Here is a 20,179-nt window from a genome sequence, read left to right on the forward strand (position 1 = left end):
AAAATCAATTTATAAAATGCTTACACTATTACAATAAACTAAATAACCTTATTAGAATTTATTCAAAATATTGTTATTTTGGTTTCAAAATTAAATCAATATATAAGCATGGCAAAAGAACAGATATCAAACCTCAAAACCTTACCGGTTATCTATAAATATGCATACTTTGTCAGCGGTATTTTACTGGTTGCTATCGGAATAATTGGTATCTTCTTGCCTGTTTTACCCACAACTATTTTTCTGATACTCGCCTCTGCGTGTTTTGTAAAAAGTTCTCCAAAAGTGAACGAATGGTTAAGAAATCATAAAATACTCGGGACATTATTAAAGAACTATCAGGACAAAACCGGGTTAACAATTAAAAGCAAAGTTATTCATATAATTTTTCTGTGGGTTAGTATCTTAGTTTCAGCATTCATATTAACCGAAAGTTTACCGATAAAACTGCTTCTGTTTGCAATAGCTCTTGGTGTTTCTATCCACTTAATAATGATTAAAACAAAAAGAGTCTGATTCCTAATTTAGTTACTGACAAATATTCTTATTGGTTGTTGCTCAGATTAATCTGATATCTTTTAAAAAAGGTAAATTATTCCGGACTTCATTTACCAAAGCTTTTACAATTTCAACTTCAAATATTTTCTCTTCATTTTCAACCGCCAATAATTCCCTGCCCATTGGATCAAATACTGAACTGAAACCATTATAATTCACAAAGGGATCACTGCCGACTCTGTTAACACCAACAACAAAACACTGATTTTCAATTGCACGAGCTTTTAATAAAGTACGCCAATGTTCTATTCTTGTATTTGGCCAATTAGCAATATCAATTATAATATCAACTTTATCTTTACCGTAAAATCTGTATAATTCAGGAAATCTAAGATCATAACAGATTGAAAGTCCGATCTTAGCTCCCTTAACTTTGCTTATCACAGTATCTTTACCTTTACCATAATTTTTATCTTCCTTTGAATAAGAAAACGGATGAATTTTTCTGTAAGTCTTAATTATTTTACCTTGATTATTTAGATGAACAAGAGTATTAAAATTTTTATTCTTTCCTTTTTCAATAACCCCATACATTACTGAGCATTTTTTATTTTTTGCCATTGTAGAAAAAAACAAATATGATTCACCTTTTAATTCTTCAGCAAAATCATTTGACTTCATAGTAAAACCGGTTAAAGTCATTTCAGGAAATACAAGCAAATCGAGATTACCGGTCTGCTCAATTAGTTTTTTAATCTTCTGCTGGTTTGAAAGCTTATCTTCCCAAACAGGAGAGTACTGAACTAATCCAACAATAATATTTTTATTCATAGAATATCTCCTTCATCTTAAAATCAATAATAAAACGGCGAGTAAAATCCCAATAAAAGATTGAATCAGAACTTCGCTTTTAAGAAGAGTACCTTTAAAAAAGCCAAGCGGAGTCCATTTCATCCAAGTCCATTTTTCGGGGAATTTCATTTTCAAAAAGATGTAATATAAAACATCCTGCAGTCCGAAATTCTTCATTATCCAGCCGGCTAATGCAGCGATCCAGTCAAAAACAAATCCGATCATTAAAAGTAATAACACATCAAACAAAAACTGATTTATTCTGTATGATCTGATAATTATTTTTTCGGGAAGTTGTGTTGTTCTTCTGATAAGTGCAAAATGATATCCGAAAATATCAAACAAATTACTAATTAAAACAAAAGCAAATGCTGAAAATCCATACCAATAAAAAGAAATAATCACTGCAATAATTGCAGCAGCAATATTAATCCAAATAAGTCTGTATTTTAAAATATTAACCAGTTCATTCATAATAGTATTTTACTTTACCGAAATTTACTAATTTGTTGAAAAAGTGCTTCATTTTAAGTTTAATAAATCGCTAAGGATTGTTTATTTTAGCACAATAGTTTTTATAAGAAATTTTTAGCCCCTATGAATCAAAATATCACATTAGATTTTTCACTTTTCGATGGTTTCCCGGATATGTGTTTTTTAATTAATGATACAGGAGATATCAGGTTTTATAACAAAGCTTCTAGTGAAAAGTTGGAAATCTTAAATGGTAAGACAGACATATTTTTTGATTATGTAGAACTCTGTGATAGAAATGAAACTCAAAATTTATTCATTAAATCATTAAACCTTGGCAAACCTGAAGAGCTTGAAACCAGGCTGTTTTTTAAAAAGAATTTTATCAGTGTAAAACTCTCTTTTGTGCCTTTTGAAAGTCAGGGATTCAAAGAAAGATTGACACTTGTAACTGCAAGAGATATCAGTGAAGAAAAAAAGAAAGAAATGGACCTTATCAGATTTTTTAATGTTGCAGAAAATACGGTCAATCCTTTGCAGATAACTGATCTAAATGGTAAAATGATTTATGTTAATAAAGCTTTTGAAGCTGCAAGCGGATATTCAAAAAATGAATTGATTGGCAGAAATCCGAGTATATTGGGCAGCGGAAAAAATTCTACAAAGTTTTGGGATAAAATGTGGGATACTGTTTCAAGTGGTAAAGTTTGGGTTGGTGAAATTGAAAACCTTAAGAAAAATGGCGAGTCGTTTTTTACTCAGCTTCTTGTATCACCTATTTTGGATAAAAATGGAAAAGTATCTGGTTATTTCGGTATTCACCGCGATCTAACCGAAAAAAGAACATTAGAAAGACAATTAATTCATACTCAAAAAATGGAAAGCATTGGTACTTTAGCAGCAGGCATAGCCCATGAAGTTGGAAATCCTTTAGCTTCCATTTCAGCTTTAGTACAAGTTGCACAAAGAATTTCTACCGATCCGTTTGTGAATGAGAAATTAGATCTAGTAAAAAGTCAGGTTACCAGAATATCAAAAATTATACGAGATCTTGTTGATTTCTCAAGACCATCTAATTACGAATTAGAACTGACTGATATTAATTCCGTAATTAAAGAAGCAGTCGAAATTACAAAGGTCGGCACAAAAGCTCAGGGTATAATATTTGAAACAAATTTAAGTCCTGACATACCATTGCTTCCTCTGATATCAGATCAAATACAGCAAGTGTTTGTTAATATACTGCTAAACTCTGTTGACGCAATTATAGAGAAAAAGCGAAGTAATAAAATTGAAAAGATTTCTGTAAAATCTGAAAGTTCGGATAACGAAGTAACAATAACTTTTTCTGATACCGGGATAGGAATTAAAGAAGATAAATTAAATAAAGTTTTTGAACCATTTTTTACTTCTAAAACAGAAGGAAAAGGAACTGGTTTAGGTTTATGGGTAAGTTATGGCATTGTAAAAAGTTTTCAGGGGGATATAAAAATAAAAAGTAAATTCAATGAAGGTACATCATTTATAATAAAGTTACCTATTAATTAATTCAGGATAAAAATGGCAAATAAAATTTTAGTTGTTGACGACGAAGAAATAATCAGGGACTCATTATTCTACATTCTTGAAAAAGAAGGTTACCAGGTTGATAAAGCCGAAAACGGTAAAACTGCTTATGAAAAAATTTTGGCTGATCATTTTGATCTTGTTATAACTGATATTGAAATGCCTTTAATGAAAGGCACAGAACTTCTTGAAAAAATTAAAACTATTAATTTTCAAACTTCGGTAATAATAATTACAGCATTTGGATCATTAGACACAGCTATCAGTGCGTTAAGAAATGGTGCAAGTGATTACATCCTAAAACCAGTGGAATTTGATGAATTAATAATCAAGGTACAACGACTTTTTGAAGTAAAAGATCTGCTAACAGAAAATAAGATTCTTCGTGAAGAAATTCATAGAAAATATGATTTTGAAAATATTATCGGTAAAAGCGCCAGCATTAAAAAAGTCTATGAAATGATTGAAGCTGTTGCTGAAACAGATTCAACTGTCTTAATCAGCGGAAACAGCGGCACTGGAAAAGAATTAGTTGCACGTGCATTGCATTATAAAAGTCACAGAAAAGGTAAACCATTCATTGCTGTTAATTGCGGAGCTATTTCTGAAAACCTGATTGAAAGTGAACTTTTCGGACATAAGAAAGGTGCATTTACGGGTGCTATTTCCGATAAGGAGGGTTATATGAAAGCTGCTAACGGCGGAACATTATTTCTTGATGAAATTAGTGAGATGCCTCCACAGCTTCAGGTAAAACTTTTAAGAGCAATTCAGGAAAAAGAATACACACCTGTTGGAACAACTATTTCAATGCCGGTTAATGCGAGGTTCATTACAACAACAAATCGTAATCTGGAAGAAGAAGTAAAAGCCGGCAGATTCAGGGAAGATCTGTATTATCGAATTAATGTCATAGATATTCACCTGCCATCATTAAAAGAGCGTGAAGAGGATATTCCGTTATTAGCGGATCATTTTCTTGATAAATACAGGAAAGAGTTAAACAAAAATATTAAGGGTATTGATAACGAGGCAATGAGAGCAATAATGAGTCATGAATGGAAAGGTGAAGTGCGTGAACTTGAAAATATTATTGAAAGAGCAGTAATATTTTGTAAAAGTGATTTGATAACAATACAAGAATTACCCGCTTCCTTTAAACCAAAAACAGATGAATATGATTTTTCTTTTAATGGCTCACTTGATGAATCTGTAAGAAAGTTTGAAAGAGATTTTATTCTTCGTGCACTAGAGAGTAATGAAAATAATAAAGAGAAAACTGCCGATACATTAAAAGTCGGACTATCAACTCTTTACAGAAAACTAAAGGAATTAGACATTAAAATTTAATTTAAAATGATTCTTTTATAAGCTTAATTATTTTTCAAATACATTCTCAATAATTAAAAAGCGTTTTTTATCATTACCATTAGCGAGAATACTAAATCCTTTATTCTTTACTTTTAATCCATAAATCAACTGATAACCCTCAATATTTAGTATTTATCATACTTGGCACACAAATAGTAAAATTATTCAGACTTTTCCACAGGGGAAAGTTCCAATAATCAAAATATGAAAAATATAGTAATCTACAGCCCTGATTTCAGCTTATGCTATAGTCTGCTATTATATCTGCAGACTCAGTATAAAGTGGTAACAACTACAGTTTTGGAAGTCGTATCATCGTTGGTATGCAGTAATTCCGCTGATCTTGTAATTCTTGATAGTGAGCCAAACAACGAAGTCATTATACTGTGCGAGCAAATAAAAAAATGTAATGGTGATCTTCCCCTAATTTTAACTTATGTATTTAACGATAAGAATTTGGATAGAGAAAACGAAATTAAAAAGTTTGTAAATGAAATATTTTATAAACCTTTTGATCTTAATGATATTTCATCAAAAATTCCCTTGCTGCTGCCTGCAAATTGAAATAAAAATTGTTTATAAAAAAATGCACTTTGTAGCCGATTAAAAACAATATGGTTAAATTATTGTCTGCAAGCAATATTATAAAAGTAATTCTAAAATGTGCGAAGTAATGAAAAAAAGGCTTCCCAAAGCTGAGAATTGAACAAATCTGAACAATGAAAATATTGGATTTTTAGCAAATAATTGTAAATTTATTTTGGTATTTTAATTGTAAACATCTAAGTGAAAAAAATCGATAACTAACAATAATCAAAGGATAAATAATAAATGAAAAATATATTAGTTTATTTTGGTTTAATAATAACAGTAGTTGCCTTATATGGATTTGCTTATGTAGTATCTGAGCAAGCTGACGGCGATGGCAAAAAGGTATTTATTGATAACAAATGCCAAATGTGCCACACAGTTAGTTCTGCAGGCATAGAGTCAAAAAAATCAGATGCTTCAGATCTTTCTACGGTAGGAAAAGACAATACTGCTGAATTTTTAACAAAATACTTGAAAAAAGAAGCTAAGTTAAACGATAAAGATCATAAATCATCATTTAAAGGAAGTGATGAAGATCTTAAAGTTTTAGTTAACTGGTTATTAACACTTAAAGGAGAATAATCAGGTTTAAGTTTATCAACTATGGCACTTAAATCATCATCAAACGAGAAAAAAATAAGATGCTTCCCAAACATCTTAAACATAATACAAACCCTCCTTGTAATCGGATTAGTTATTTTACCCTCAAAAATATATGCTCAATCGAATGATGACTGTTTAACGTGCCATAGTGATAATGAACTCACTATGGAAAAAAAGGGAAAGGAGATTTCCCTTTTTGTTGATGAAAATATTTTCAAAATCTCTTCCCATTCAAAATTAAGTTGTGTATCGTGTCATAAAGGCTTTGATCCTGATGCAATGCCGCATGCTGAAAATATTCAGGAAGTTAAATGTATAAGCTGTCATCAGAAGGACCTTACTAAACATACATTCCATCCTCAGATTATTAAATCATCAGGTAATGGAAAGTCTAACGATACTTCTTGTAAGAATTGTCACGGCATTCACGATGTAGTAAATATAAAAAATCCAAAAAGTAAATGGAATCAAACTAATTTAATTACATCTTGCGGTAGTTGTCATAAAGAGGCTGCTCAACAATATTTAACTTCAAATCATAGTAATGCTTTTAAAGATGGGGATAAATCAGCACCTAATTGCATCACTTGCCATAAGTCACCAATTACAACATCGGCATTTGGAGATAATAAAGTTGATAAAAAAATTACTCAGGAAAAACTTTGTTTTTCCTGTCACTTGGATGATGATGATGTAAAGAACAGAACTACACCTTCTGCTGGTTTTATTCATGCTTATGATAAAAGCGTACATGGTATGGCATTGCATAAAGATAAAAATGGTGATGCTGCTAGTTGTATAGATTGTCACGAGTATCATGATATTTTAAAACCTACTAATTCACGTTCAAGTGTTTACAGATTAAATATCCCAAACACTTGCGGAAAATGTCATAGTTCTATTAAGAATGAATATTTAGAGAGTATCCATGGTCAGTTAGTTCTTAAAGGTAACAGTGATGCACCGTCTTGTACTAACTGTCACGGTGAACATAATATTCTGCGTGTTGACGATCCTAATTCGCCGGTTGCATTTCAAAATCTATCAAGACAAATTTGTTCACCTTGTCACGAATCCGTTGCGCTATCTGAAAAATATGGTTTGTCTGCCAACAGATACAAAACATTTTCAGAATCATATCATGGTTTAGCATTAAGCGGTGGATCTGCAACAGTTGCAAATTGTGCAAGCTGTCATGGAGTGCATAATATTAAGCCTTCATCTGATCCTACTTCAACAATTTATAAAGGTAATCTGGTAAAAACCTGTGGTTCATGTCATCCTGGTGCTAATGAAACTTTTACAAAAGGTACTATCCATGTTACTTTGGAAAAAGAAGATGAACCAATCCTTTACTGGATATCATATATCTATATAACATTACTTATTTCAGTCATTGGCGGAATGTTCGTTCATAATTTTCTGGATTTTGTTAAAAAGGCCAAGATAAAGAAATTAAAACAACGTGGTCATATTGTAGAAGAAGAGCACGGACATGCTTTATATTTAAGAATGACACTGAGCGAAAGAATACAACATGCCATTATGGCGATCAGCTTTATGATCTTAGTCCTGACTGGTTTTATGTTAAGATATCCAAATGCCTGGTGGGTTTCACATATTACAGATATATGGTCTGATGTTTTTATTTATAGAAGCTGGGTTCACAGAATTGCTGCTATTGCAATGATTTCAGTTAGCTTATATCATATCTATTACATTGCTTTTACACAAAGAGGTCGTCAATTAGTTAAAGATCTTTTCCCAACTCTTAAAGATTTTACTGATGCAATTGGTGTGGCAAAATACAATCTTGGTTTCTCAAAGGTAAAGCCGAAATTGGATAGATTTAGTTACGTCGAAAAAGCAGAATATTGGGCTTTAGTATGGGGAACAATAATTATGTCGGTTACTGGTTTGTTAATGTGGTTTTACATCGACTATATCGGTTTATTCTCAAAACTTGATTGGGATATTGCAAGAACTATCCACTTTTATGAAGCCTGGCTTGCATTTTTAGCAATTGTGGTTTGGCATTTTTATTTCGTTATTTTTAATCCTGATATTTATCCAATGAGCTTAGCCTGGCTCAAAGGTACAATTACTGAAGAAGAAATGGCGGAAGAGCATCCGCTTGAACTTGAAAGAATCAAGAAGAAACAAGCTGAAGAAAGAATGAAATCTGAACAAAACTCAGATAACGTTTAATCTTAAGTCTACATTAATTCTTATTTTGAATATCGTTATTTGTTTTCCTTAAACTATTATTGAGGAATAATATGAAAAAAGTATTTCCCCATTATGTTTATAATCCAATTACACTTACCGGAGCTGCAATTGCTCTATTGAGCTTTGGTCTGATAATTTTTCTTTTCATTTTGGATTTATTCAGCAGTGAGGAAAATACTTATTTGGGAATCCTCACTTACATTATTCTTCCTTCAATTCTCATTGCCGGTCTGTTGTTGATTGCGTATGGAATTATCCGTGAAAGAAAAAGAGAAAAACGCGGAAAATTCAGATCACAAAAACTACCGGTTATTGACTTAAATGATCCAAAGAAAAGAGCAATGTTTGTTACCTTTTCAATCGGAACTATTGTGTTATTGCTTTTTTCAGCTTTTGGCAGTTTTAAGGCTTATGAATATACTGAGTCAGATGAGTTTTGCGGCACCGTCTGTCACGCAGTAATGGAACCGGAATATACCGCATATTTAGATTCACCACATTCCAGAGTTGGTTGTGTCGGCTGCCATATTGGATCAGGTACCAGTTGGTATGTTAAGTCAAAGTTTTCCGGAGCTTATCAGGTTTACTCGGTTATCTTCAATAAATATTCACGTCCTATTGGTACACCTGTTAAGGAATTAAGACCAGCCGAAGGAACTTGCGAACAATGTCATACTCCCTCGCTTTTTTACAACGAAACTAAAGTGGATTATACTTATTACCTTTCGGATGAAAAGAATACAAAATCGAATATTAGTATGTTAATAAAAATTGGCGGCGGAAAAAGTAAGTTTGAATCTATCGAGGGAATTCATTGGCATGCAAATTCCGATAATAAGATATCATATATTCATACGGATGAACGAAGGTTAGAAATCCCCTGGGTTAAAGTTACTACAAAGGATGGAAAGGAAACTATCTTCAGAAATAAGCTGGCAGATTTTAATGAAAATAATTTTAATCCTCAGAATTTAAGAACGATGGATTGCATTGATTGTCATAATCGCCCTTCACATATTTATCATCAACCTGATAAGATGATGAACAAAATGATGGCTGGAAGTCAAATAGATGAAACTCTTCCTTTCATAAAGAGTCTTTCGGTTGAAGTTTTGGAAGATAAGTATTTTACTAAACAACAGGCATTGGAAAGTATTCAACAAAGAATTAATGATTTCTATATTTCAAACTATCCAGATATTTATAAATCAAAAAAAGAAAATATTTCAAAAAGTATTGAAGTAGTCAAAGCTATTTATTCGAGAAATTATTTTACATATATGAACGCTGATTGGAAGCATTTTCCAAATAACATATCACATGTTTATACTCCTGGCTGTTTTAGATGCCATGATGGAAATCATATTAGCGATGATGGAAAAGTAATTTCTAATGACTGTAATAGCTGCCATAAAATTATTTCGCAAACAGATAATAATGGAGTAACACGGGTAGATCTTAATGGATTAAAGTTTATACATCCGGTTGATTTAGATGAAGCAACAGAAAAGCAGCTTTGTACAGATTGCCACTGGAAAACCGAATAATCTATAAACCTCTGATGAAACTAATTTTCTCAATATTGTCTTATCTTTTATTCGTTTCAACTAATATTACCGCGCAAAATTTACCTAATGGATTTGTCGAGATAAGAGATGTTATTCCAGATATAGTTCTTGATTTAAGGTACACAACAAATCATAATTTTATTGGAAAACCAATAGATGGATACAGCTCTGAAAAATGCTTCATTACCAAAGCAGCTGCTGATTCTTTAAGCAAAGTTCAAAATGAACTAAGGAAGTTTAATCTTTCATTAAAAATCTATGATGCTTACCGTCCTCAGCGTGCTGTTGATCATTTTGTTAGATGGGCTGAAGATCTTGGTGACACTTTAACAAAAAAAGAATTTTATCCAAACTTGAATAAAGATCGTTTGTTTATTGATGGGTACATTGCAAAAAAATCAGGACACAGCAGAGGCAGTACAATTGATTTAACAATTGTTTCAATACCTATCCCCTATCAACCTGAATATAATATTGAAGATCAATGTGAATGTTTTAAATCTTTGGATGAGCGGTTTAAAGAAAACTCGATTGATATGGGAACGGGATTCGATTGTTTTCATCAACGCTCACATACATTAAATCAAGAAATCAATGCTCAGCAAAGAGCCAATCGCTTATTGCTTAAAACTTTAATGGAAAAATATGGTTTTAAGAATCTTGCTGAAGAATGGTGGCACTTTACTTTAATAAACGAACCTTATCCAAATACCTATTTTGATTTTGAAATTAAATAGGTCATAATTTTTTCTCTTCTTTTCTGCATAAGAAAACTGGAACAAACCTCAGATACATTTTGTCAAAGCAGCAAATTAAATAAGCTTTAATATCAGGAGGTTATATGAAATCACTACTTGCTCTGTTAATAATACTAACTGCTTTTACAGGAAGCATGGCTAACACAATGCCGATTTTAAATGAGAAGAATAACTCTTCGATACAATTGGCAATTCTATTGGATACCAGCAGTAGTATGGATGGTTTGATTGATCAGGCAAAAAGTCAATTATGGAAAATTGTGAATGAACTTGCTTCATCAAAGAAAAACGGAAAATCAATTGATTTATTAGTTGCGTTATATGAATATGGTAATGATGGTTTATCTTCACAAGATGGGTATATAAGAAGAATTGTTCCTTTCACACAGGATTTAGATAAAATCTCTGATGAACTTTTTAAACTAAAAACAAATGGCGGACAGGAGTATTGCGGGCAGGTTATTCAAGATGCGATTAATAATTTACAATGGAAAAAAAGCAATGATGAATTAAAAATAATTTTTATAGCCGGTAATGAACCATTTACACAAGGTGATGTTAACTATAAAGATATATGTAAAAAAGCTATTAAAAATGGAATAATTATAAATACAATACATTGCGGAGATTATGATGAAGGAGTAAGAACTATGTGGAAAGATGCAGCAGATATTTCTGATGGAAAATATATGAACATTGATCATAATGCAGATATAGTCCATATAGATGCACCACAAGATGCCGAGATTATAAAACTTGGACAGGAACTAAACAAAACATATCTGGCTTTTGGCGATTATGGTATAGAGAAAAAAGCATTACAGCAAGAGCAGGATGCTAATTCAATGAACTTGAGTAATGAAGTAATGGTTCAGAGATCAGTAACAAAATCAGGCAGACAATACAATAATTCAGGATGGGATATTGTCGATGCACAGAAAAACGGCTCATTAAAAATGGAAGATTTGAAGGACGAGGGACTTCCCGATGAAATGAAAAAGATGAGTATATCAGAAAGAAAAGCTTATGTTGATAAAATGAGTAAGGAACGTGAAAAGATTCAAACCAAAATAAATAAGTTGAACGAAGAACGTAATAAATATATTTCACAAAAAATGCTCGATAATAAAAATACTAATACTCTCGATGGCGTTATGATCAAAACTATTAGAGAACAAGCTAAACAAAAGAATTATTCATTTAGCAAATAAGTTTAAGTCAAATTGAGCTTGTAAAAGTTAACCGGTTATTCTGCAACTTTACCAAACCAGGACAAGCAAGCTCAGAATTACAAAGGAAAATTCAAATGAAACTCAAGTCGTTAATACTTATTATCTTTATTTCTGCAAATGTATTTGCTGATGGATTTATTGTAATCCCGCGTCCTCATCCGTTACCGCATCCATTTCCATTAGAGGTTGTTTATCATAATGTTGATGTAATAATTGACGAGCAATCAGCTATTACAAAAATTGATCAGTCATTTTATAATCCATCTAACTTGCAGCTTGAAGGTTATTACATTTTCCCGATTCCAAAAGGAGCGGTGATAAATAATTTCACCATGGTTATAAATGGAAAAGAAACTAAAGCCGAGTTATTAGACTCTGAAAAAGCAAGAAAGATTTATGAAGATATTGTAAGACAAATGCGTGACCCTGCATTACTTGAATACAGTGAACAAAATATATTCAAATTAAGAATCTTCCCTATCGAACCAAAAAGTGAAAAGAAAATCTCAATCAGTTATTCACAAATAATGGAATCAGATAATAACTTATTCAAATATATTTATCCGTTAAACACTGAAAAGTTTTCTGCCAAACCATTAAAAAATGTATCGATAAAAATTGATCTTAAATCATCAGAGCCATTAAAAAATATTTACTGCCCTACTCATAATGTAGATATTGTAAATAAAGGTGATAACCATGCAATAATTTCTTTTGAAGAAAAAAACACAAAACCGGATACTGACTTTAAACTTTACTTTTCAAAAAGCTCTTCAAAAGTCGGTTTATCATTACTTACTTATAAATCTGATAACAATGATGGATATTTTTTGTTAAGTGCAAGTCCATCAATCGAAATTGAAAAGTCAAATATTGAAAACAAGGATATAACTTTTATTCTTGATGTTTCAGGAAGTATGAGCGGGGATAAACTTGAACAGGCAAAAAAAGCGTTATACTATTGTATAAATAATCTTAACCCGGACGATCATTTTAATATAATTAAATTTTCAACTGAAGCTTATTCTTTATTCAACAAACTCAAAGCTGCCGACAACGAAAATACCAAGGACGCCAAAAGATTTATTGATGACTTAAAAGCTATCGGCGGAACTAACATCGAGGAAGCATTTATCTTAGCTTTTAATAATTATACTGAATCAGAACGCCCGCACTTTGTAGTTTTTATTACTGATGGCAGACCCACAATCGGTGAAATGAATGATGATAAACTTGTAAAAAAAGTTTTGCGGTTGAATGGAAAACAATCCCGAATATTCACATTTGGTGTAGGAAATGATGTGAACACTCATATCCTTGATAAACTAACCGAAGCTACAAAAGCATGGCGTACTTATGTGGGCGATGATGAAGATATTGAGATAAAGGTTTCAAACTTTTATGATAAAATTCAATCACCTGTTTTAAGTAATATCAAGCTTGACTTCGGAAACATTGCAGTATATCAGACCTATCCAAAAGATCTGCCTGACCTTTTTAAAGGAGGTAACCTTCTTGTCTTTGGAAGATATAAAGGTAATGGAAAAACAAAAGTTGTTTTAAATGGAAAGTTAAAAGGTAAAGAGAAACAATATACTTTGGAGGATAAATTCACTAGTTCGGATAAAGAGTATAGTTTTATACCTACTCTATGGGCTTCACGCAGAATCGGTCATTTACTTGATTTAATCAGACTAAATGGCGAAGATAAAGAGTTAGTTGAAGAGATAACCAATCTTGCAAGAGCACACGGTATTATTACACCATATACCAGTTATTTAATTATGGAAGATGAAGAAATAAGAGTTCGAACCGGAAGACTGGTTGATGGTTTTCATACCTTGCCTCAAAGACAAGACTTGAAGAAATCAAATCAAACTGACTATTACAGAATGAATGAAACCACCGGAAGCAGCAGTATTGAAGTCAGCAAAGAACTTCAAGCACTAAATAATGCTACAAACTTTAATCAAACTAAGCAAGGCAGTGATAGATTGTTCTACACGAATTCAAAAGGACAAAATCAAAACTTAACTAAACAGGTAAAAAATATTTTGGGAAGAGCATTTTATCAACAGGATAAGTATTGGATTGACAGTGAGCTTCAAAAACGAGATGTTAAAAATGTCCAAAGGATTCAGTTTAATTCTGATGAGTATTATAAATTACTGAATAAAGAACCACAGACTGCACAGTATCTGGCAATTGGTCAAAATGTAAAGTTCTATTATAAGAATGTTTTTTATGAAGTGTATGAATAATGGTAGTAGTAACCTGCAGTTGAAACTGCAGGTTACTGATATTACAACACTTTTAAGAAATTGTTATACTTTGATAAATATTTTTCTTGCATAGAGTATCCACATCAATCCTAACCAGACAAGTATGTAAAAAATTGCCCATGCAAGTGATGCATTAATTGGTTCAAGCCAGGAAAGAAAGAAGGTATCAAACAAATAACTTTTTATCGTAACTACATTTCCATCTGCACCAGTCCATTTTACCATATACATAATTCTTCCGACAATACCGGAAAGAAAAAAGACTGTAATAGCATTCATTCCATAAACGTGAAAAGGTTTTATCCACCAGGTTTTTTTCTTTACATCAATAAACCAATAACAAAAACCTAAAAAGAGTAAAGCAAGTCCGCCAGTATATAAAACATAGGAGCTTGTCCAGATATTTTTATTGATTGGAAACCATCCGTCCCAGATCCATCCAGCAGCCATTAAAACAACTCCCCACGTATAAAGCCACACAGTTTTAGTTGTTTGATCTTTATCGCTCCTAAGTAAATTACCAGTAAATATTCCAATCATTGCAGAGCCGATTGCGGGTAAAGTTGACAGTATCCCTTCAGGATCCCATACTTTTGATGCAGACCAAAGATGATCTTTCAATAAACTATAATCCAGCCACGCTGCAAGATTTGTTGTTGGTTCATAGTTTGCATATCCAACTCCGGGCACTGGAACTAAACTCATTAATGCACAATAAAGCACAAGTATAATTGCTGTAAACCAATATTGAAACTTTGTATTTGTAGAAAGAAATAAAACTGCTGATACTAAATAAACAACGGCAATTCTCTGAAGCACTCCAGGGATACGGATAGTGCTCCAGGAAAACTCGTGACCAAATAATAATCCGAATGGAAAACCTGCAAGAATAATTCCTAATGCAAAAAGAATGATTGACCTTCTGAAAATATTAAGATAAAGACTCTTCTTGCTTCCGCCTGAAGCTTTTCTTTTACTTAACGAATATGAAACAGCAACACCGACAATGAACAAAAAGAATGGAAAAATAAGATCGGTTGGTGTACAGCCATGCCACTTTGCGTGAAGTAGGGGCGGATAAACAGCACTCCAGGTTCCGGGATTGTTCACAAGTATCATTCCCATTATTGTTATTCCCCTGAACACATCGAGAGAAAGTAAACGTTCTGAAGTTTTCATTGAATCTCCATTCCTGATAATAGGTAAAGCAAAAATAAATAAACTTTGATGAATATTGTATAAAGCTTCGTTATTTTTATACCGTGAATCTTTAGTTGATTGAAAACTTTAAAGTAATTGACATATTCCGAAATAATTTTGAGGAATCTGAAAAAAAGGAGTGAGAATGAAATTATTATTATTGATTCTCTTATTAACATCTATGATAGAAGCCCAAACAAAATTTATTGATGTAAATGAACTTGTAAACTCAGGTGAATTCTTAAAAGCATCAGAATTGATTGACACTAAAGTTCAATCCGCTGCAATTTCTATTGAAGAAAAGTTAGAACTTCTCTTTGAGAAAGAAAGATTGAGCAGAATAAAAAAGGATTTTAATAAAACAGTAGAAGATGTATTAAAGTTTATAAATAAATATTATCCTGATGTTAAAGAAAAGGATCTTGCCAAATGGGAAAATGATGGCTCATTAGAGTATAAAATTATTGATGGTAAAAAATGGTACTTCTCAAGAGCAGCACCAAATCTTTTCAGGATTAATAAAGAAGCAAAGGGACAAAAAATCTCTGTTGATGGATTTAAAAAAGAACCAAAGGATGTATTTCTGGAAAAACATATTCCAATAATACTTGATGAATCTGCAAATAGTTATGAAATGCTGGTAAAACCTGTAACCTTTAAATTGGACTACACTGTTACAGTTGATGCTAATGCAGTTCCTGATGGTGAAATTATTAAATGCTGGCTGCCTTTTCCGCGTGAAGGTCATCAGAGACAAATTGATATAAAATTACTTGCAGTAAATTCAGATGAATATGTTGTTGCTTCTAATGATAATCCACAAAGAACACTTTATCTTCAAAAACCTGCAATAAAAGACCAGCCAACTATTTTTAATATGGTTCTTGAATTAACAAGTTATAATGAAATAAGTTTTATTCAACCTGAATTAGTAAAACCGTATAATAAAAATTCCGGATTGTATCAGACTCATACTGCTGAAAGAGCACCACACATAGTGTTTACTGATAAAATAAAAAATCTTTCAGAAAATATTGTCGGCGATGAATCAAATCCTTATTTAATAGCAAAAAAGATTTTTACATGGATATCATCAAATATTCCTTGGGCAGGCGCACGCGAATACTCAACGCTTGAAAATATTTCTGATTATTGTATCACTACTGGTCATGGTGATTGTGGAATTAAAACATTACTGTTTATGACTCTTTGCAGATATAACGGCATTCCGGCAAAATGGCAAAGCGGATGGATGCTTCATCCCGGAGAAATAAATCTGCATGACTGGTGTGAAATTTATCTGGAAGGATATGGTTGGGTTCCGGTTGATCAATCTTTTGGATTAGTTGATTCAGATAATGAAGTGGATAAATATTTCTTCCTTGGAAACATTGATGCTTATCATCTTATTGTAAATGATGATTACTCAAGAGCTCTGTTCCCTGAAAAGATATTCCCCAGAAGTGAAACTGTTGATTTTCAGCGCGGTGAGCTGGAATGGCGCGGCGGAAATCTTTATTTTGATCAGTGGGATTACAATATGGAAGTTGAATACAAATAATTATCAGGGACTATTATGAAGTTTATTTTAACAATTTTCGTTCTTACAACTTTTTTTCTAAACACTCAGGCACAAAATCAAATGGAAAATCTGAATAGTATTATTCAAAATGTAAAAGATAGATTTGCACCAGATAAACGAGTTGCTTTATTTAATGTTGAAGCACTTAATGATGGGAATAACATAATTGTTAAGGGTGAAACCGATCTGCCCGGGGCAAAAACTGAACTTAATAAAAATCTTAAAGATGCTAATATTAAATACATTGATCAGATAGAAGTTCTTCCGTCTGAAAAACTTAACGGAAATATTTACGGAGTTATAAATCTTTCGGTTGCTAATTTCCGTGCGAAACCTGATCATCCTGAAGAATTAGTTACACAATCAATTTTGGGAACTCCAGTTAAAGTCTTAAAAAAAGGACAGGATGGATATTATCTAGTTCAAACACCTGATGGCTACATCTCCTGGTTAGATAATGATGGCGTTCAGTTTATGGATAAAGCTGAGTTTAATAACTGGCTCTCTTCAGAAAAAATTATTTATTTAGAAAATTATGGATTGTGTTACTCACAACCAGATGACAAATCACAGATAGTATCAGATTTAGTTGCAGGTAATCTATTGAAATTTTTGGATGAAGAACAAGCTTATTTCAAAGTAGAATTTCCTGATAAAAGAACCGGTTACATCAAAAAAGATGAAGCAAGATTATTTAAAGATTGGTATCACTTGCTTAATCCTAAAGCAGAAGATATATTAAATACAGCATATCGTTTTATGGGAACACCTTACTTGTGGGGCGGTACTTCAGCTAAAGGAATGGATTGCAGCGGTTTTACAAAAACAGTTTTTTTCCTTAACGGTATTGTTCTTAATCGCGATGCATCTCAACAGGTTAATGCGGGTGAATTAGTAGATACTGAAAATGGATGGGAAAACTTACAAGCCGGAGATCTTTTGTTTTTTGGCTTCAAAGCAACAACTGAAAGAAAAGAAAGAATAACACACGTTGCTATTTATATTGGCGATGGAGATTTTATTCACGATGCCGGCAGGGTAAGAATTAACAGTTTTAATCCAACTAAACCTTACTATAGTGATTACAGAAAAAGCGGATTTATAAGAGCGAAAAGATATTTATATTCGATTGGCAGTACAGGAATAGAAAGGATTCTGGAAAACAGCTTTTATAAATTAAAATAAATTTTAAACCCTAATTATTTAAATTGTCTTTGCATGAAGTATTTTTCTCCATGCAAAGACTTATTAAATTAAAATCAGTTATTAAATCCTAATTTTTTAATTAGTGCATCTGGTTTTGGTTCACGCCCTCTGAACTTAATAAATAAAACCATTGGATCGTCGCTTCCGCTCTTTTCCAGAATATTTCTGCGGAATTTTTCTGCGGTAGAATGATCAAACAGACCATTCTCTAAAAATGCTTCAAAAGCATCGCTGTCCAGAACCCCTGACCATCTATAACCATAATAACCAGCAGAGTAACCATCACCCCCAAAAATATGATTGAAGTTTGTGCTTTGATAACGGGAAGCAATTTCAGGAATCAATCCTATTCTGTTTAAACTTTCTTCTTCAAATTTTTCAACATCAATTCCACTAATATCAGTAAGTGTATGCCAGTCCATATCAAGTATAGAAGCAGCAAGATACTCTACCGTTTCAAACCCTTTGTTAAAATATTGCGAGTTGATAATTTTCTGAATTAACTCATCAGAAATAGTCTCACCTGTTTGATAATGCTTTGCAAACATCTTTAATACCTCAGGATGAGACGCCCAATTCTCCATAATTTGTGATGGCAGTTCAACAAAATCAACAGAAGATCGCTGTGCACCAGGATATACTGATTTAGTAAACAATCCATTTAATCCGTGTCCAAATTCATGGAATAGAGTATTGACTTCATCAAAACTAAGCAATGCCGGTTTATCTTTAGTAGGTTTAGAAAAATTTCCTACATTTATAATCAGTGGAGTAATAAACTCACCATCCATATTTGATTGACCACGGAAACCACTCATCCAGGCACCAGCACGCTTACCGCTTCTTGGATAATAATCGGTGTACAGAATTCCGATATGAGTTCCATCAGCTTCTTTAACTTCAAACACATCAACATCCGGCTGATAAACAGAGATATCATTACGTTTAATAAACTGTATTCCATATAATTTGGTTGCGACATCAAAAGCACCCTGTCTAACATTTTCCATTTTGAAATAAGGTCTGAGCATTTCTTCATCAAGTGCGTATTTATCTTTTTTAACTTTCTCAGCATAATACCACCAATCCCATCCGGCTAATTTGAAACCGCCTCCTTCAGCATCAATAATTTTCTGCATATCAGCAGATTCTTCTTTTGATTTTTTTAATGCAGGAATCCAAAGATCAGCCAAAAACTTATTAACTGTTTCGGTGTTTTTTGCCATATTCTTTTCAAGTTTAAAATCGGCAAAAGTTTTATAGCCAAGCAAATTGGATTTTTCAATACGAAGTGCAATTGTCTTTTTTATGATTTCTTTATTATCAAATTCATTGTTGTTATTGCCGCGCATCAAATAAGCTTTATAAAGTTTTTCTCTTAAATTTCTTTTTTCTGAATACTGAAGGAATGGAGTAAAACTCGTTCGCTGTAAATTAAATGCCCACTTTCCGGTAAGACTGTTTTGCTCTGCAAGTTCTTGTGCACCTTGTATCGCAGCATCGGGCAAGCCTTTTAAATCTTCTTTATTTTCAACAACCAAAGCGATTGAGTTTGTTTCTTTACGAAGATTATCACCAAATTTAAGACTAAGCATACTTAGTTCTTCATTTATTTTTTTAAGTCTCGATTTCTTTTCTTCATCAAGCCCGATTCCATTACGTACAAAATCTGAATAATAATTATCAAGTACTTTAAGCTGCTCAGCAGTAAGGTTTAACTTATCTTTTTCATCGTTGATAGATTTAATCCGCTGAAAAAGTTTTTCATTAAGAAAGATATCATTATTTAATTTTGATAATTCGGGAGTAATTGTTTCGGCAATCTTTTGAGTTTCATTATCTCCGTTTGAACCACTGATATTAAAAAACACACTTGAGACTTTTTTAAGCAATTTACCGCTTTTTTCGATAGCAGCAATTGTATTTTCAAATGTGGGTTTATCAGGATTATTTATGATTGCATCAATCTCTGCCCGTTTTATTTTTATGCCTTCATAAAACGCCGGCAGATAATGTTCGTTTTTAATTTTATCAAACGGCGGAGTTTGAAACGGTGTTGTATATTCAGTAAAAAATGGATTATTGATGTTCATTTGCTGTGCTGAAATTCCAGATGAAAGAACTGCAAAGAATAAAAATACAGATATAAATTTCCTCATATCTTTCT

At 32.3% G+C, this 20,179-nt stretch carries 16 protein-coding genes; 12 read left to right on the plus strand and 4 right to left on the minus strand.

What is annotated here, in order from left to right:
* Positions 1-108: 108 nt before the first annotated feature.
* Positions 109-516, plus strand: coding sequence for a YbaN family protein (locus ROY99_12910; GenBank protein MDT3697276.1), 408 nt, complete (start codon positions 109-111; stop codon positions 514-516).
* A 42-nt stretch (positions 517-558) separates the two neighbouring features.
* Here ROY99_12910 and ROY99_12915 read toward each other — a convergent pair whose 3' ends face one another.
* Positions 559-1,329, minus strand: coding sequence for a nitrilase-related carbon-nitrogen hydrolase (locus tag ROY99_12915; protein MDT3697277.1), 771 nt, complete (start codon positions 1,327-1,329; stop codon positions 559-561).
* 12 nt (positions 1,330-1,341) lie between these two features.
* A complete protein-coding gene (locus tag ROY99_12920) occupies positions 1,342-1,824 on the minus strand; it encodes a hypothetical protein (protein MDT3697278.1) in 483 nt (160 codons plus the stop codon).
* Positions 1,825-1,947: 123 nt separating this feature from the next.
* Between ROY99_12920 and ROY99_12925 the strand changes: the two genes are divergently transcribed.
* From ROY99_12925 to ROY99_12965, 9 genes are all read left to right on the plus strand, one after another.
* Complete coding sequence (locus ROY99_12925) at positions 1,948-3,372, plus strand: PAS domain S-box protein (GenBank protein MDT3697279.1); 1,425 nt, start codon at positions 1,948-1,950, stop codon at positions 3,370-3,372.
* Between the two features lie 12 nt (positions 3,373-3,384).
* Positions 3,385-4,740, plus strand: a complete 1,356-nt coding sequence (locus tag ROY99_12930) for a sigma-54 dependent transcriptional regulator (protein ID MDT3697280.1) — start codon at positions 3,385-3,387, stop codon at positions 4,738-4,740.
* Positions 4,741-4,965: 225 nt separating this feature from the next.
* The gene (locus ROY99_12935) at positions 4,966-5,325 is read left to right on the plus strand and encodes a hypothetical protein (GenBank protein MDT3697281.1); all 360 of its coding nucleotides are present in this window, start codon (positions 4,966-4,968) and stop codon (positions 5,323-5,325) included.
* Positions 5,326-5,592: 267 nt separating this feature from the next.
* On the plus strand, positions 5,593-5,934 hold the full coding sequence (locus ROY99_12940; GenBank protein ID MDT3697282.1) for a c-type cytochrome: 342 nt from the start codon (positions 5,593-5,595) through the stop codon (positions 5,932-5,934).
* Between the two features lie 186 nt (positions 5,935-6,120).
* Entirely contained in the window at positions 6,121-8,163 is a 2,043-nt protein-coding gene (locus ROY99_12945; GenBank protein ID MDT3697283.1) for a cytochrome b/b6 domain-containing protein, read from the plus strand.
* A gap of 71 nt (positions 8,164-8,234) precedes the next feature.
* A complete protein-coding gene (locus ROY99_12950) occupies positions 8,235-9,731 on the plus strand; it encodes a NapC/NirT family cytochrome c (GenBank protein ID MDT3697284.1) in 1,497 nt (498 codons plus the stop codon).
* Positions 9,732-9,745: 14 nt separating this feature from the next.
* Positions 9,746-10,489 (plus strand): M15 family metallopeptidase, encoded by a 744-nt coding sequence (locus tag ROY99_12955; protein ID MDT3697285.1) that lies wholly within the window; start codon positions 9,746-9,748, stop codon positions 10,487-10,489.
* A gap of 104 nt (positions 10,490-10,593) precedes the next feature.
* Positions 10,594-11,721: a VWA domain-containing protein gene (locus ROY99_12960; GenBank protein ID MDT3697286.1), complete on the plus strand. Its 1,128-nt coding sequence runs from the start codon at positions 10,594-10,596 to the stop codon at positions 11,719-11,721.
* Between the two features lie 95 nt (positions 11,722-11,816).
* Positions 11,817-14,003, plus strand: coding sequence for a VIT domain-containing protein (locus ROY99_12965; GenBank protein ID MDT3697287.1), 2,187 nt, complete (start codon positions 11,817-11,819; stop codon positions 14,001-14,003).
* Between the two features lie 63 nt (positions 14,004-14,066).
* Here the strand turns inward: ROY99_12965 and ROY99_12970 are convergent, their stop codons facing one another.
* Entirely contained in the window at positions 14,067-15,203 is a 1,137-nt protein-coding gene (locus ROY99_12970) for a DUF5009 domain-containing protein (GenBank protein ID MDT3697288.1), read from the minus strand.
* A gap of 166 nt (positions 15,204-15,369) precedes the next feature.
* Between ROY99_12970 and ROY99_12975 the strand changes: the two genes are divergently transcribed.
* Together ROY99_12975 and ROY99_12980 are read left to right on the plus strand one after the other, a co-directional pair.
* Positions 15,370-16,785, plus strand: coding sequence for a transglutaminase-like domain-containing protein (locus ROY99_12975; protein MDT3697289.1), 1,416 nt, complete (start codon positions 15,370-15,372; stop codon positions 16,783-16,785).
* A 15-nt stretch (positions 16,786-16,800) separates the two neighbouring features.
* Complete coding sequence (locus ROY99_12980; GenBank protein ID MDT3697290.1) at positions 16,801-17,991, plus strand: C40 family peptidase; 1,191 nt, start codon at positions 16,801-16,803, stop codon at positions 17,989-17,991.
* Positions 17,992-18,065: 74 nt separating this feature from the next.
* Here ROY99_12980 and ROY99_12985 read toward each other — a convergent pair whose 3' ends face one another.
* Positions 18,066-20,171, minus strand: a complete 2,106-nt coding sequence (locus ROY99_12985) for a M3 family metallopeptidase (GenBank protein MDT3697291.1) — start codon at positions 20,169-20,171, stop codon at positions 18,066-18,068.
* Positions 20,172-20,179 lie beyond the last annotated feature (8 nt).

The sequence above is a fragment of the Ignavibacterium sp. genome, from assembly GCA_032027145.1.
Taxonomy (GTDB): Bacteria; Bacteroidota; Ignavibacteria; order Ignavibacteriales; family Ignavibacteriaceae; genus IGN3.

Excerpts from the sequence above, each read along its gene's own strand:
- ROY99_12910 (MDT3697276.1), top strand. The coding sequence starts at position 109 with ATGGCAAAAGAACAGATATCAAACCTCAAAACCTTACCGGTTATCTAT.
- ROY99_12915 (MDT3697277.1), bottom strand. The coding sequence starts at position 1,329 with ATGAATAAAAATATTATTGTTGGATTAGTTCAGTACTCTCCTGTTTGG.
- ROY99_12920 (MDT3697278.1), bottom strand. The coding sequence starts at position 1,824 with ATGAATGAACTGGTTAATATTTTAAAATACAGACTTATTTGGATTAAT.
- ROY99_12925 (MDT3697279.1), top strand. The coding sequence starts at position 1,948 with ATGAATCAAAATATCACATTAGATTTTTCACTTTTCGATGGTTTCCCG.
- ROY99_12930 (MDT3697280.1), top strand. The coding sequence starts at position 3,385 with ATGGCAAATAAAATTTTAGTTGTTGACGACGAAGAAATAATCAGGGAC.
- ROY99_12935 (MDT3697281.1), top strand. The coding sequence starts at position 4,966 with ATGAAAAATATAGTAATCTACAGCCCTGATTTCAGCTTATGCTATAGT.
- ROY99_12940 (MDT3697282.1), top strand. The coding sequence starts at position 5,593 with ATGAAAAATATATTAGTTTATTTTGGTTTAATAATAACAGTAGTTGCC.
- ROY99_12945 (MDT3697283.1), top strand. The coding sequence starts at position 6,121 with ATGGAAAAAAAGGGAAAGGAGATTTCCCTTTTTGTTGATGAAAATATT.
- ROY99_12950 (MDT3697284.1), top strand. The coding sequence starts at position 8,235 with ATGAAAAAAGTATTTCCCCATTATGTTTATAATCCAATTACACTTACC.
- ROY99_12955 (MDT3697285.1), top strand. The coding sequence starts at position 9,746 with ATGAAACTAATTTTCTCAATATTGTCTTATCTTTTATTCGTTTCAACT.
- ROY99_12960 (MDT3697286.1), top strand. The coding sequence starts at position 10,594 with ATGAAATCACTACTTGCTCTGTTAATAATACTAACTGCTTTTACAGGA.
- ROY99_12965 (MDT3697287.1), top strand. The coding sequence starts at position 11,817 with ATGAAACTCAAGTCGTTAATACTTATTATCTTTATTTCTGCAAATGTA.
- ROY99_12970 (MDT3697288.1), bottom strand. The coding sequence starts at position 15,203 with ATGAAAACTTCAGAACGTTTACTTTCTCTCGATGTGTTCAGGGGAATA.
- ROY99_12975 (MDT3697289.1), top strand. The coding sequence starts at position 15,370 with ATGAAATTATTATTATTGATTCTCTTATTAACATCTATGATAGAAGCC.
- ROY99_12980 (MDT3697290.1), top strand. The coding sequence starts at position 16,801 with ATGAAGTTTATTTTAACAATTTTCGTTCTTACAACTTTTTTTCTAAAC.
- ROY99_12985 (MDT3697291.1), bottom strand. The coding sequence starts at position 20,171 with ATGAGGAAATTTATATCTGTATTTTTATTCTTTGCAGTTCTTTCATCT.